The organism is Erwinia sp. AC075, from assembly GCF_979253995.1.
This window is the reverse complement of sequence record NZ_CEEDEU010000001.1, coordinates 3,317,947-3,331,509: the sequence shown is the minus strand read 5'-3', so window position 1 is coordinate 3,331,509 and position 13,563 is coordinate 3,317,947. Positions and strand designations below refer to the sequence as shown.

12 protein-coding genes are annotated in these 13,563 nt (G+C 58.1%); 5 read left to right on the top strand and 7 right to left on the bottom strand.

The genetic code is table 11. The features are described 5' to 3' along the window. Nucleotides 1-30: 30 nt before the first annotated feature. Nucleotides 31-939, bottom strand: a complete 909-nt coding sequence (locus AC0IXH_RS15765) for a LysR family transcriptional regulator (protein WP_471720697.1) — start codon at nt 937-939, stop codon at nt 31-33. A gap of 98 nt (nt 940-1,037) precedes the next feature. Here AC0IXH_RS15765 and AC0IXH_RS15760 point away from each other — a divergent pair, with 98 nt between their 5' ends. Together AC0IXH_RS15760 and AC0IXH_RS15755 are read left to right on the top strand one after the other, a co-directional pair. Then, complete coding sequence (locus tag AC0IXH_RS15760) at nt 1,038-2,105, top strand: SDR family oxidoreductase (RefSeq protein WP_471720696.1); 1,068 nt, start codon at nt 1,038-1,040, stop codon at nt 2,103-2,105. Between the two features lie 183 nt (nt 2,106-2,288). Next, nucleotides 2,289-3,068 (top strand): L-threonylcarbamoyladenylate synthase, encoded by a 780-nt coding sequence (locus tag AC0IXH_RS15755; protein ID WP_013200418.1) that lies wholly within the window; start codon nt 2,289-2,291, stop codon nt 3,066-3,068. Nucleotides 3,069-3,098: 30 nt separating this feature from the next. Here the strand turns inward: AC0IXH_RS15755 and AC0IXH_RS15750 are convergent, their stop codons facing one another. Both AC0IXH_RS15750 and AC0IXH_RS15745 read right to left on the bottom strand, forming a co-directional pair. Next, nucleotides 3,099-3,995 carry a LysR family transcriptional regulator gene (locus AC0IXH_RS15750; protein WP_134823268.1) on the bottom strand — a complete coding sequence of 299 codons (897 nt, stop codon included), beginning with the start codon at nt 3,993-3,995 and terminating at the stop codon, nt 3,099-3,101. Nucleotides 3,996-4,151: 156 nt separating this feature from the next. Continuing rightward, nucleotides 4,152-5,453 (bottom strand): MFS transporter, encoded by a 1,302-nt coding sequence (locus AC0IXH_RS15745; RefSeq protein ID WP_206404094.1) that lies wholly within the window; start codon nt 5,451-5,453, stop codon nt 4,152-4,154. Between the two features lie 456 nt (nt 5,454-5,909). Here AC0IXH_RS15745 and AC0IXH_RS15740 point away from each other — a divergent pair, with 456 nt between their 5' ends. From AC0IXH_RS15740 to AC0IXH_RS15730, 3 genes are all read left to right on the top strand, one after another. Continuing rightward, complete coding sequence (locus AC0IXH_RS15740; protein WP_041692193.1) at nt 5,910-7,556, top strand: alpha,alpha-trehalase; 1,647 nt, start codon at nt 5,910-5,912, stop codon at nt 7,554-7,556. A 160-nt stretch (nt 7,557-7,716) separates the two neighbouring features. Further along, entirely contained in the window at nt 7,717-8,496 is a 780-nt protein-coding gene (locus AC0IXH_RS15735) for an ABC transporter substrate-binding protein (RefSeq protein WP_471720695.1), read from the top strand. 5 nt (nt 8,497-8,501) lie between these two features. Next, nucleotides 8,502-9,593, top strand: coding sequence for a DUF2817 domain-containing protein (locus AC0IXH_RS15730; protein WP_471720694.1), 1,092 nt, complete (start codon nt 8,502-8,504; stop codon nt 9,591-9,593). A 6-nt stretch (nt 9,594-9,599) separates the two neighbouring features. Here the strand turns inward: AC0IXH_RS15730 and pepE are convergent, their stop codons facing one another. The 4 genes from pepE to AC0IXH_RS15710 are packed head-to-tail and all read right to left on the bottom strand — an operon-like array spanning nt 9,600 to nt 13,559. Then, nucleotides 9,600-10,292: a dipeptidase PepE gene (pepE, locus tag AC0IXH_RS15725; RefSeq protein WP_013200424.1), complete on the bottom strand. Its 693-nt coding sequence runs from the start codon at nt 10,290-10,292 to the stop codon at nt 9,600-9,602. A gap of 11 nt (nt 10,293-10,303) precedes the next feature. Beyond that, on the bottom strand, nt 10,304-10,984 hold the full coding sequence (locus AC0IXH_RS15720) for an AroM family protein (RefSeq protein WP_013200425.1): 681 nt from the start codon (nt 10,982-10,984) through the stop codon (nt 10,304-10,306). Nucleotide 10,985: 1 nt separating this feature from the next. Further along, nucleotides 10,986-11,924: a DUF1177 domain-containing protein gene (locus tag AC0IXH_RS15715; RefSeq protein WP_106381932.1), complete on the bottom strand. Its 939-nt coding sequence runs from the start codon at nt 11,922-11,924 to the stop codon at nt 10,986-10,988. A gap of 21 nt (nt 11,925-11,945) precedes the next feature. Beyond that, the gene (locus tag AC0IXH_RS15710; protein ID WP_013200427.1) at nt 11,946-13,559 is read right to left on the bottom strand and encodes an OPT/YSL family transporter; all 1,614 of its coding nucleotides are present in this window, start codon (nt 13,557-13,559) and stop codon (nt 11,946-11,948) included. Nucleotides 13,560-13,563: the final 4 nt, after the last annotated feature.

Genomic DNA, 13,563 nt, shown 5'->3' with positions numbered 1-13,563 from the left:
GGATATTCCGGCCATTTTTTTTGCCTGCGATCAGGCAATCCGCAGCGCCGTCAGCACCGACAGCAGCGCATCCACCTTGGGCGTCAGCTGCTTTTTGCGCGGCCAGATCACGGTCAGCGGCAAACCTTCCACCGTCAGCGCCGGCAGGATTTGCACCAGCTCACCGCGTTGCAGCTGTTTCTCCATCAGCCAGGTTGCCATCTGCGCCACGCCCAATCCGGCGACCACCGCCGCCACCTGCGCTTCGCCATCACCCAGCGCCATGCGGTGCGCCATCGTGCGCGTGGTCATCCGCCCATCCGGCGACATCAGGTGCCATGGACTGGTGCTGCCGTCAACCCGGTCATACACAATCGCCCGATGGCTGGCGAGTTCCTGCCACGATGCCGGCGTGCCGTGCTGCGCCAGCCAGGCAGGAGAGGCACAGAAGATCAGCTTCTCGCGGCCGAGATAACGAAAGCCCAGCGAAGGGGGATAGTCTGCCGGGCCACCGATGCGCACCGCGATATCCACGCCTTCCTCAAACAGATCGACAATACGATCCGAGAACGACAGGCTGACCTGCATCTCCGGATTGTGCAGGCAGAAGTCGTTAAGCAGCGGCACCACCTGCATCCGTCCAAAAGTGTGCGGCACCGCCATGCGCAACCGGCCGACCGGGATGGCGCGCTGCGCCGCCAGCACCGACTCCGCTTCCGACAGCTCGTTCAGCACGCGCGTGCAGGTTTCATAAAAGGCCTGACCGGCGTCGGTCAGCGCCAGCCGGCGGGTGGTGCGTTCAAACAGCTGCGAACCTAATCGCGCTTCCAGCCTCGCCACGCTTTTACTGACCGCTGAACTGGTCAGGTGCAGTACCGCAGCGGCGGCGGTAAAACTGCCCTGTTCGACGCTGGCCACAAACGGCGTAATGCCCTTAAGGCGATCCTGAGTCATCATCATTAGGGAATCCAGTTCATTAATTATGTGAATTTATACCTCAGATAAGACTCCAATTCTCTATTAAGCTGATTGTTACCCCTTTATTCAGGAGTCTGGCTATGCAACAACGTGCACTTATTGTCGGCGTCAGTGGCGTCATTGGAACCGCGCTGGCGGAACAACTCACCGGTGACGGCTGGCAGGTTTACGGCCTGTCCCGTGGACGCACCGCGGTGCCTGCCGGTTGCACCGCGCTGACTGCCGATCTCACCGACCAGGCCTCGGTGGAAAAGGCGCTGCAAGGCGTCACCGTGGATAAGGTCTTCTTCAGCGTCTGGGCCCGTCAGGCCAACGAGAAAGAGAACATCCGCGTTAACAGCGCCATGGTTCGCAACGTGATTGACGCGCTGGGCGACAGCCTGAAAGGCGGCCACGTCGGGCTGGTCACCGGCCTCAAGCACTACCTCGGCCCGTTTGATGCCTACGGTAAAGGCGCGGTGCCGATGACGCCGTTCCGCGAAGAGCAGGGCCGCCGGCCGGTGGATAACTTCTACTACGCGCAGGAAGACGAAGTGTTCGCGGGTGCCGAAAAATATGGCTACAGCTGGAGCGTGCATCGCCCGCACACCATCATCGGCTTCGCGCTGGGCAATGCGATGAATATGGGCCAGACGCTGGCCGTTTACGCCAGCCTGTGCAAGCAGACCGGCCAGCCGTTTGTCTTCCCAGGTTCCAAAGCGCAGTGGGAAGGCGTCACCGATATGACCGACGCGCATATTCTCGCCCAGCAGCTCGAATGGGCCGCCACCACGCCGTCGGCGCAGGATCAGGACTATAACGTGGTGAATGGCGACGTGTTCCGCTGGAAGTGGATGTGGGGCGAAATCGCCAGCTACTTTGGCATTGAGGCCGCGCCGTTCCCGGACGACGTGCAACCGCTGGATGGGCGCATGGACGCGGCTCCCGCCGAGTGGCAGGCGCTGGCGAAGCAGTTCAACCTGAAGGAAGCGGATATCAGCAAGCTGGTGTCCTGGTGGCATACCGATGCCGATCTGGGCCGTCCGATGGAAGTGTTTACCGACATCAGCAAGAGCCGTAAAGCGGGCTTCACCGGCTATCAGTCCACGCGTGACGCCTTTTTCGCGCTGTTCGACAAGCTGAAAGCGGAAAAGCTGATCCCTTCCTGATTTCGGTTTTCAGCAACAACTGTTTCCTGTGGAAAACAATGCAGGGTTAAAGTGTTTTATTGTTGCCTGAATGGCGGTTTAACGTCAGGATGGTTGCAACAGGCCAGTGCAGGGTTAGCCAGCCGTGCTACCTTGAAATACTGACCGACACACTTTAACCCTCTACGTTATACAGGTGCGACCATGAGCAATAAGACTATCCATTGGAACGGCGGCTTACAGCCAGAAGCAGTTAAGGTTTTGTCTGCTGACGGCGGCATGATCGTCTGCCCGACCAAAGTGGGCTACATCATCATGACCTCCGATGCCAAAGGGCTGGAGCGTAAATTTGATGCCAAGCAGCGCAACCGCAACAAGCCGGGCGTGGTGCTGTGTGGTTCTCTGGAGCAGTTGAAAGAGCTGGCGCAGCTGAACCCGGAAATTGAATCGCTGTATCAGCAGCACTGGGATCAGGACGTGCTGTTGGGCTGCATCCTGCCGTGGAAAGAAGACGCAGTTGCACGCATTCCGGAAGACGGTTCAAAAGACCTGATGATGGATCGCCGTCAGACCAGCTGCTTCGTGATCAAATTCGGTACCCCTGGCGAAAACCTGGCGAAAGAGCTGTGGGAAAACCACGGTAAATTCTCCTTCGCCAGCTCCGCTAACCCGTCAGGCAAAGGCAACCGTGGCCTGGTCGAAGGGATCGGCGAGCGTATCGAATCGCAGGCTGACCTGATTATTGAAGCCAACGACTACGTGAAATCCATCCAGCCGAACGAGTCTGAGAAAACCCGTTACGAGCAGGGTGTGATGGTGGCGATGGTGGATGAGCAGGGCAAACTGGTGCCAGAGCAGAAAGGCGAGCGCAACATCACGCCATGCCCAATCCTGATCCGTAAAGGTCTGGATGTGGACAAAATTATGTCGATGCTGTCTGACACCTTCACCACCTGGGATTACCGTCACGGTAACTACTACTAAGTATGCAGAGGGCGGACGCTGTTCCGCCCTTTATTTCAAGCGTAACGCCTGCTGCAAATCCTCGATAAATACCCTGACCCGCGGTGAAATCAAACTGTCGGCTTTGGTCAGGATCCACGACTGATAGACGTCCATTTCCCATTCCGCTAACACCCGACTGAGCTTGCCCTCTTTGACCGCTTCCTGCGCGACGTATTCCGGCAAATAGGCAATGCCGCTGTTGGCGATGGCGGAATTCAGCAGTGCGGTGCTGTTATTGGCGCGAAAACGGCTACGCACTTCGATATCCAGCTTCTGCTTCTCTTTACGGAACGGCAGCGAGATGGTGTGGGCCGGGCCACGGAACAGGATAAAGTCATGGCGTGGTAAATCGTCCGGCTGGGCGATGGGCGGGAAGCGTTGCAGATAGTCCGGTGCGGCAAACAGGCCCCAGCCGATGTCCATCAACGGCGTGCAGTGGGCATGCTCCGGCGGCTCGCGGCGGATCACTATCGCCAAATCGACATTGTCATCGACCAGGTTAACCGGGCGATCGGTCAGGTCCAGATCGACGCTGACATGCAGGTTATTGGCGACAAACTGATTGAGCACCGGCACGATGCACTGACAGCCAAAGGTGACGGGCGCCACCACGCGCAGGCTGCCGGTCGGCTCTTCGTGATACTGGCGGATAAACAGCCCGGCACTTTTCACTTCGCTGAGGATGCGCGCGCAGTAGTGATACCAGGTCATGCCGACATCGGTCACCACGATTTTACGGGTGGTGCGTTGCAGCAGTTTGGTGCCCAGCCGGACTTCCAGCGCGGAGATCTCTTTGCTCACCGAGGATTTGGATAATCCCAGCAGCTTTGCCGCTTCGGTATAGCTCAGCGTCTCCACCACTTTGGCAAAGATCACCATCCCCTGCAGGTTTTCTACGTCGCTCATCGCCGGTTCGGCTCCTGAAAATTCTCAGCCTGAACAGGGTCGCAGGCGGGGAATAAAGGGGTGTGATAATCAGGGGCGCTAGCTTAATGGTTGGACAGGGGGAAGTAAATCGTCACGGCAGGCGAGCAGGGGCGGAGCCTGAGCTCCGCCCGCCGGTTAGCGAACTTTTTTCACCAGCACCGGGATCTTACGCAGGTTGTTGGCCAGAAACAGACCGCCGATCAGCATCACCGCCACAAAGGCGGAAACCCCCATCCAGCCCCAGTTGTGCCAGAACACGCCACCAAGCGTACCGGCCACGCTGGAGCCGAGGTAATAGAAGAACAGGTACAGCGACGACGCCTGTCCTCTGGCGCGGCGGGCGCGGTGTCCTACCCAACTGCTGGCCACCGAATGCGCGGCAAAAAAGCCGGCGGCAAACAGCATCAGTCCCGGCAATACCAGCAACAGCGTGGTGAACTGGGTGGCTAACAAGCCGACCAGCATCAGGCTGAGCGCGCCCATCAGCACCACGCCACGGCCATATTTCACCGTCATCATTCCCGCACGCGGCGAGCTGTAGGTGCCGGTCAGATACACTACCGACAGCAGTCCGACCACCGTCTGGCTTAACGAGAACGGTGCGGCCATAAAGCGGTAGCTGACGTAGTTAAACAGCGTGACAAAGCTGCCCATCAGGATAAACCCGACGATAAACAGCATCGGCAGCCCCATGTCGCGCCACTGGAACATAAAGTTGACCAGCAGCTTATGCGGCCGCAGCGAGCAGGCGCGGAAATGCTGCGACGGCGGCAACAGGCGGAAGAACAGCCCGGCGGCCGCCAGCGCAAAGAGCCCGACCACAAACAGCGATACGTTCCACGAGAAGTGATCCGCCAGCATCCCGGTCGACAGTCGGCCGACCAGCCCGCCAATCGAGTTGCCGCTGATATACAGCCCCATCGAGAAGGAGAGGAACACCGGGTGCAGCTCCTCGCTCAGCCAGGTCATCGCCACCGCCGCCACGCCGCTGAGGGCCAGGCCGGTCAGCGCACGCATCGCCAGTACGCCTTCCCAGCTGCTCATGGTGGCGCAGATAAGCGTGAAGAACGCCGCCAGCAGCAGCGAAATCGACATCACCGATTTGCGCCCGATGGCATCCGACAACGGCCCGGTGACCAGCAATCCCAATGCCATCATCGCCGTGGTGACGGAAAGTGACAGGCTGCTCTGTGCCGGCGTCAGATGAAAACTCTGCGAGAACACCGGCAGAATGGGCTGAACGCAATACAACACCGCAAACGTCGAAAGCCCGGCACAAAATAGCGCCAGCGTGGCGTGGGTAAAACGCCGGGTTCCACGGGTAATATAGGTTTTATTTATGGGAGCGGATGTATCAAGGGGGGAAACTAAACTGTCATCCTCATCAGAGAGGCTTTCCGAGTGCAACGCTGCGGATTTATTTACTACCGGTGCCACGAGAGTTCCTTAATTAATCATTTAAAGGTCTGGTTTGCTATCAGATAAACTTATTTTTACCAGGCGTGGCAAGGGCTGCGCGACGATCTGGTGCGCACAGTATTCGGCGGTTTAAATATAATGTAAATGGTAAAACCAATTATTTTTTATAAATGTAAATTTTCAGTTAATTTAATTTCAAAACTGGATAAATAAACATCATTTTAACGGTTTGGCTTAAGTGCAGGGCTGGCGGGCTTGCGAACAACGGCGATATGGAATGCTCGCTTTTCAATTACTGTAAATTAATATGCAGAATAATCTTAAGTAACCGCGTACGGTTATTTTTTGAAATATCTTCTCATCGTCGGTAATAAGTTCAATGGGTTGCGTTGTGAGACTGGGGTACTATACTGAGGGCTTGTTTCTGAAATTCAGCGCAATCATTGTCGATATCAATTGGCACAGGAGGTTTCTATCACTTTTAACCAAAATGACCTAATCATTGACAATAATCAGACTGACTACGAAGCCTATTATCACGATTACGAGGCGGGTCTGGAATCGGTCGTTGAACCGCAACCGGAGTCGATTCGTGGTCTGCCCGCATCGGACATCCTGACGCCTTCCGATCGGTATCAGGAGCTGTTTGAAGCCGTACAAACGTCGCGGATATTTACTGACAGTAAAACGTTTGCCGACTGTGCGCCCAAAATTGAACCTGAAAGAATTCTGTACCGCTATTTTATGCAGCGTGAGCGCGAGGATTTTAATTTACTGGCGTTCGTGCTGGAGAATTTTGACCTGCCAAAAGTCCATGACAGCCGCTATGTTTCGGACCCCAATAAATCGATGGGCGAGCATATCGACGCGCTGTGGCCGGTGTTAACCCGCAAGCCGGAGAAGCACTCGGAGTTCTCTTCGCTGCTGCCGTTACCGCAGCCTTACGTGGTGCCGGGCGGACGATTTGGTGAGACCTACTACTGGGATTCCTACTTCAGCATGCTGGGCTTTGCCGCCAGCGGTCGCACCGATCTGCTGAAGAATATGGCGGATAACTTTGCCTGGATGATCGACACCTACGGGCATATCCCTAACGGCAACCGCACCTATTACCTCAGCCGCTCCCAGCCGCCGGTGTTTGCGATGATGGTTGAGCTGTTCGAAAAGGACGGCGTGCACGAAGCGCAGCGCTATCTGAAGCACCTCAAGCGCGAGTACGAATTCTGGATGGATGGTGAAGCGTCGCTGACGCCGAATGAAGCCTATCGCCACGTGGTGATGCTGTCGGATGGCTCGGTGCTCAACCGCTATTGGGACGATCGGGATACGCCGCGCGACGAGTCGTGGATTGAAGATGTGGAAACGGCGAGAAACTCTTCGCGTCCGTCGAACGAAGTGTACCGCGACCTGCGAGCCGGTGCGGCGTCCGGCTGGGACTTCTCATCGCGCTGGCTCAGCGAGCCTGGCCGTCTGGAGAGCATCCAGACCACCAGCATCGTGCCGGTGGATCTGAACGCCTTCCTTTATAAGCTGGAAACCACCATTGCGCGGTTGTCGGCCAGTAAAAACGACCATGCCACGGCCGAGCTGTTCCAGCAGAAAGCGGTGCGCCGCCGGGAAATCCTCGACAGATATCTGTGGGATGCCGAAGCGGGTCTGTATCGCGACTACAACTGGCGTGACCGTGAGAAAGGCGCGTTTTCTGCCGCGTCGGTAACGCCGCTGTTTGTCGGTATGGCGAGCCTCGATCAGGCCACGCACACTGCAGCGGCCATCCGTTCGCATCTGCTGGCGCCGGGCGGGGTGCTGTCAACGGTGGAAGAGACCGGCGAGCAGTGGGACAAGCCTAACGGCTGGGCACCAATGCAGTGGATGGCGATCAAAGGGCTGAATAACTACGGCGAAGAGCTGCTGGCGAAAGAGATTGCTACCCGCTGGCTGCAGATTGTCGGCGCCACCTACCATCGTCATCACAAGATGGTCGAAAAATATAACGTCGCCGGACGCGCGCCGGTGCTGGCGGGCGGCGGTGAGTATCCGCTGCAGGACGGTTTCGGCTGGACCAACGGCGTCACGCGCCGCCTGCTGGAGATGTATCCGGATGCCGCACCCAAACGCTAATCCGCGTTGTCACTGAATCAGAGCCTTCTTATGAAGGCTCTTTTTTTTGCGCAGCGCCTGTTCACAGCGAAGAAAAAATCCCCACTTTGCGCAATAAATCATGGTATGAAAGAGGATAACCGCTTTTTTATTAACCCTTTTTGCTTTTTTGGGAGCCTGCATGAAAAAAATCGCCCTGTCTGCGCTGGTGTTGCTCGCCTGCGCCAGTTCAACCGCTTTTGCTGCCGAGTCGCTGCGTTTTGGCGTCGATCCCACTTTCCCGCCGTTTGAGTCCAAAGCGCCCGATGGCAGCCTGCAGGGCTTTGATATTGAAATGGGCAACGCCATTTGCCATCAGATGAAGGTGAAGTGCGTGTGGGTGCAGACCGGCTACGACGGCATTATTCCGGCCCTACAGGCGCGTAAATTCGATGCGATCCTCTCGGCGATGGCGATGACCGACAAACGCCGCCAGCAGGTTGCCTTCACCGATATGCTCTACAACACGCCAAGCGCGCTGGTGACCAAGAAGGACAGCGGCCTGAAACCCGATGCGGAGTCGCTGAAAGGCAAGTCAGTGGGCGTCGCGCAGGGCACCACTCAGGAAACCTATGCCAAAGCCGTCTGGGCAACCACCGGCATCAACGTGGTGTCCTATCCTAACCAGGAAGAGATCTGGCCGGATCTGGCATCGGGACGGGTAGATGCAACGCTGACCAGCGCCGCCTCAGCGGAAACCGGCTTCCTGAAGTCGCCACAGGGCAAGGATTACCAGATCAGCGGCGATACCCTGTATGACAAAAAATACTTCGGCGAAGGCGTGGGGATCGGCCTGCGCAAAGACGATCGGGCGCGGGTTGAGAAGATCAACGCGGCGCTGGCCGAACTGCATAAAAACGGCACCTACGAGCGGCTGGCGAAGAAGTACTTCAGCTTTGACGTCTATCATATTCAGAAGTGAGCCTGATGCGATCCCTACCTGATTACAGCGCGCAGCGGGCGCGCTTTCTTGCCGCCGTGGCGCGGCTGGATGGCCACGTCACCCATTATCCCCATCCGCTGAGCGGGCCGAAGGGCGAAGCCTTAAGCACCGATGTGGCGGTGATTGGCGACCCGGCCGCTGACAATTTGCTGCTGATCGTTTCCGGCACCCACGGTGTTGAAGGCTATTACGGATCGGACAGTCAGATTGCCTGGCTGGACGGACTCGACGCTGCAACATTGCCCGCCGGTGTGGCGTTGGTGATGGTGCATCTGATCAATCCGTGGGGCACGGCCCACCTGCGCCGGGTGAACGAAGATAACGCCGATCTTAACCGTAACTTTATCGACTTCGCGGCCGGTGCACCGGATAACGCCGCTTATCGCGATCTGCATGCCGTTTATAGCTGCAAGGATCTGGATGGCGCAGCGCGTCAGCAGGCCGATGCGCTGTTGCAGGCCAGTCGCGAAGCGCTGGGTTGGGCGGGCGTTAAGCGCATTGTGGAAGCCGGTCAGTATCAGTTTGCCGACGGCATTTTCTTCGGCGGCCAGCAGGCCAGCTGGTCCCATCAGACGCTGAAAACCATCATTTCCCGTCACCTGGCGCAGGCGAAGCGCATCATCAGCTTTGATCTGCATACCGGTGCGGGCGCCTATGGTCATCCGATGCTGATGGCGATTGCCGAACGGGATTATCCGGCGCTCGAACAGGCGCGGGCGATCTTTGGCGAATGGCTGACGGTGCTGATCACCGGCGCCGGACGCGACAGTGAAACCGGCGTCACCGCGACGGCGACCGGCTATCTGTCGCAATTTATGCTCGATCTTCTGCCGGGGACGCAGCTGCTGCAGCTGGTGGTGGAGTGCGGTACGCTGGACGGGGAAGAGATGCATCGCCGCGTGCGCGACGATCACTGGCTGCATCTGTATGGCGATCCTGCCAGCGATCGCGGGCAGCAGATCAAGCAGGATCTTTATGACGGTTTCTATCCTTGCGATCCTGACTGGCAGGCGCTGATCGCCTTCCGCACCCAGCAGATCTTCGCCCGGGCCTGGAAGGCGTTGTTGAGCAAGTAGCCGATATCAGAGGAGCCGCTGTCCGGCTGTGAGGGCCACCGCATCTTCACCGGCTTTAAACAGCAGTGTGGCATGCGGCCCGTGGCAAAAGGCTTCGCCGTCATGCATCTCAATCCAGTTACCTTCCGGCAGGCCGATCACCTCCAGCTCAGGGGAAAGCACCAGTAACTCGCGGATACGCTGTTCACGGGTTTCCCCCTGATGGCCGGTCGGTAATGCATTGGTGAAATGCGGATTGATCTGCCGTGGGAAAAGATTTAACGCGTCGAAGCCACCCGGATCGACAATCGGCATATCGTTGGTGGTGCGAATGGTCGGGCACGCCAGATTCGCGCCGGCACTCCAGCCAATATATTGCGCGCCTTTCTTCACCGCGGCCGCAATCGGTTTTAGCAGCCCGCGCATGCGGCACTCTTTCAGCAGGTTAAAGGTGTTGCCGCCGCCGACCATAATCGCGTCGGCACTGGCAATCGCCGCCAGCGGATCGGCAAGGGAATGCACGCCGGTAATCTCCAGCTGCAGGTCGGCTAACGCGTCGCGCACCTTGTTGGTATAGGCATCCCAGCTTTGGGTTACGCCCGCAAAGGGAATAAACACCACCGACTGTCCGGGTGTCAGATCGCGGCCGATCAGCGGCTTAGCGGCGCCAAGAAAACCGGAGCCCGGTAAGGTGGAATTACTCAGTAACAGCAGTTTCATCATCGCTCCTTTTACAACAGATTACGCAACAGGTCCGCCAGCAGCTGATTCGATAAAATCACCGGCAGATCGACGCGGCGTTTACAGATTGCCTGGTGCCAGCCAGTGTAGCCCATGCAATCGGTCAGGATAATCTCAGCCCCCCGATCGGCCAGCGATCGGGCGGCGGCGGCAACCTCCTCTTCCGTCGCCGTATAGGGTGACGCCACGGCAAATACCGGCGGACGGGTAGCGTTATGCCACTTCTGTTGCTCGCTGGCAATTTGCGAGGCCAGCGGCACCAGGATCCCCGCCTGACGATCGCCGACCAGCGCATTCAGCGTCGGCGGCATAATCCGGTCGGGTTCAATCAGCCAGGCGCCATCACCGTGCAGTCCATGAAATTCACCGGTGCACAGCAGCACCACCAGCTGACAGCCTGCCGCCGCCAGTTCACTGATTTTTTGCTGCACCGCCAGGCCGACCGCCGCTTTCCCCATCACCACGGCACGACCGTCCAGCAGGCGTGAGGTCAGCACTGCCTCGCCGGGGATCACCGTGAAGCGGCTGGCAATGGTGGCATCGTCCAGCCCGTCCAGCACCCCGGCGTGCAGGCAACTGACGTGGCCAGGCAGAGCCTTATCCAGAATCGGTGTGATGTCACTACGCGGGGCCTGGCCAATGGTCAGCGTGCCAATTTTCGTGATTGCCATCTCAAACCTCCGGCTGACGTTTTTGCAGATGAGCCAACGAGCCATATAGCTTCAGCAGACGCTGATACTCATCCTGATCAAAGAACTGACAGGTGCCGCGTGAGAACTCTTTGGCCACTTCAACGGCAAATTTACAGGCCAGCGCAATATCCACCTCATGGCTGGCTCCGGTGCCACAACCCGGTACCAGACCGACGGCGGTAATCGCCACACCGACCACCGGTGCGCGGGTGGCGATGGACGGCTGCAGGATGCTGTTCAGATGATAAACGCCGTTGCCATAAGGCGTGATGTCCTGGGTGGTGATCGGGAAGGTGACCGGCAGCTGTCCGGTGGTCATCTCCATCACCCGCAGCAGGTCTTCCGACACGCGCAGGATATAGCCTTCTTTCACCGTCGGCGAAATGGCGAAGCCTTTGTGATTGATGATGCGGTTGCCTTTGGTGGTGTCAATGGACAGCACCGCGTCCATCTCATCGGAGACTTCCTGCTCATTCATGTCTTCGGTTTCGACCGGCGAGTCCATAAAGTCCACTGGCTCATGTGGGCGGGTGGGGGCGTCCGGACAGATATGGGTGGTGATAATCACGTCGCCCGGCAGGCTGTCGCCCTGGCGCTGCATTTCGGCCAGCTTCAGTGCCGACGCAACGGCTGCCACCGCGCCATCTGCATCGGAAACCATGCCAATGCGCCCCGGCCGGGCACCAATGCCGCCCAGCCGGCCAACAATGCCCAGCGTGGGTGCCGAGCCGCCCAGGCGTTTACCTTCAAAGCCGGGGATAACGATTTTGATGAAATCGGTTTTGCCCTTCAGGCCGTGAACCTCTTTCACCGTGACCTCCACATTGGCGTATCCCGCCAGCAGTTGCTGCACCTTCTGACCACTGGCCCAGGCGCTGTCCAGTAATTCAAATACCTGTAAAGTCTGATGTAAGCTCATTTTTTCCCTTAAATAGACGAATTATTTTTTGCCGCCAGGCAGAACCGATGTGAAGAAGCTGAACAGCGCATCACCGGCAATCATGCCAGCCGCCAGCACTTCCATTTTGTTACGTGCGGGCTCGCCGCCCATCCGCAGCCATACGGTACGGATCAGGATGCCGATCAGTACTGCCCATCCCGCCATCGGGTTATTGATTAACAGGCCGGTTGCCAGTAATACGCCCATCTGACGGCCTGGGCCGCCCACCAACTGGATCAATGCGCCAGGAATGGCCCAGATCAGCAGGGATTTGGCGATCTCCATCGAGACCCCGGCATTAATGGCCGCCACATACACTTTGGCGACTGGCGGGATCAGCCCTTGCGAGAAGTAGCCTTTGTAAATAAACAGCACCACCGGGATGGCAACCACGAAGGCCAGCATTGCGGCCAGCAATTGTTGACGGCGGCCCGCCAGTTCGAACGCGGTAAATTCGCCTTTACCGCGCAGGATCCAGCCCGCTTTAAGGTCATAGCCCATATCGGCAAAAGCCGGACCGGTGGCAGCCGAAAAGCCGCACAGCATGGCCAGCGCTTCAGGCGGGAAGCCAATCAGAATGCCGACGAGCAGGGTGATCAGCGCCACGGCAAACGCCGGGAACCAGCCGGAATGCATGGCTGCCAGACCAACAATCATCTGATGCAGGAACGCGGCAAAGGCGGAATACAGCATAAAGGCCAGTAGCCATGGCAACGAAAGGTGCAGATACAGGCCGCTGCTCAGCGCAATCAATACCGAAATGACCGCAAACCCCAGCGCACCCAATCGCAGCGTTTTACCGATCTGCGCGTTTTGTGTTTCTGGCAATACGCCCGCTGCGGCGTTCTGCGGTTGAACGTCATGCTTACCGCTGCGCACCAGCTTGACGATTTGGAATAACGCCACGATGCCTGCACCGGCCATCATGCCGTGCGGGATATAGAGTTTGTTGATATCAATATTGAACATCGGCAGCGAATAGCCGCGTAACAGGAAGCCAACGCCGAGCATGCCCAGCGCCCAGACGTTGCCAATAAACGCCGTTCCCAGTGCGGCCATCGGGAATTTGAACCAGGAACCCACCGCACCCATCGCGATACCCACGCCGAGCAGGGCCGCGTGCTTGCCGCCCTGATCGCCCGCTTTGATCGATTCGGCGGCCGCCACGCCCGGTGGCCATGCGCCCTCTGCCGGGAAAATGCGGGTGTTAAACAGACGGTACAGCAGATAGCCGTCGAGCAACATCGCCAGCGCGACGCCGAAAAACATCGGCATTACCATATCCTGACGGCCAAACAGCCACGGGATGGCAACCGGCAGCAGCAGCGAGTTGGCCGCGCCAAAGGTCGCCGCTGAGGTCGCGCTCTGTGCCAGGTTTTGAATATGGATCGAGCGAAACCGCGCAAAACATTGCAGCGGAATACGGGCGATCACCATCGCCACCATCGCGCCAATAATGGCGGTATTTGGCGTGACGCCGAGGGTGGTCAGTAACTGAACCCCGATGATCGCGCCAAACACGCTGAGTGCCAGCAGCAGCAGCAGTGTTGCTGGCGCGAAAGTGCGGGGATGGACCTCATCGTGGGATGAGTTTGAACGTGGTTTCTGACTCACGGTG

Excerpts from the sequence above, each read along its gene's own strand:
- AC0IXH_RS15765 (WP_471720697.1), bottom strand. The coding sequence starts at position 939 with ATGATGATGACTCAGGATCGCCTTAAGGGCATTACGCCGTTTGTGGCC.
- AC0IXH_RS15760 (WP_471720696.1), top strand. The coding sequence starts at position 1,038 with ATGCAACAACGTGCACTTATTGTCGGCGTCAGTGGCGTCATTGGAACC.
- AC0IXH_RS15755 (WP_013200418.1), top strand. The coding sequence starts at position 2,289 with ATGAGCAATAAGACTATCCATTGGAACGGCGGCTTACAGCCAGAAGCA.
- AC0IXH_RS15750 (WP_134823268.1), bottom strand. The coding sequence starts at position 3,995 with ATGAGCGACGTAGAAAACCTGCAGGGGATGGTGATCTTTGCCAAAGTG.
- AC0IXH_RS15735 (WP_471720695.1), top strand. The coding sequence starts at position 7,717 with ATGAAAAAAATCGCCCTGTCTGCGCTGGTGTTGCTCGCCTGCGCCAGT.
- AC0IXH_RS15730 (WP_471720694.1), top strand. The coding sequence starts at position 8,502 with ATGCGATCCCTACCTGATTACAGCGCGCAGCGGGCGCGCTTTCTTGCC.
- pepE (WP_013200424.1), bottom strand. The coding sequence starts at position 10,292 with ATGAAACTGCTGTTACTGAGTAATTCCACCTTACCGGGCTCCGGTTTT.
- AC0IXH_RS15720 (WP_013200425.1), bottom strand. The coding sequence starts at position 10,984 with ATGGCAATCACGAAAATTGGCACGCTGACCATTGGCCAGGCCCCGCGT.
- AC0IXH_RS15715 (WP_106381932.1), bottom strand. The coding sequence starts at position 11,924 with ATGAGCTTACATCAGACTTTACAGGTATTTGAATTACTGGACAGCGCC.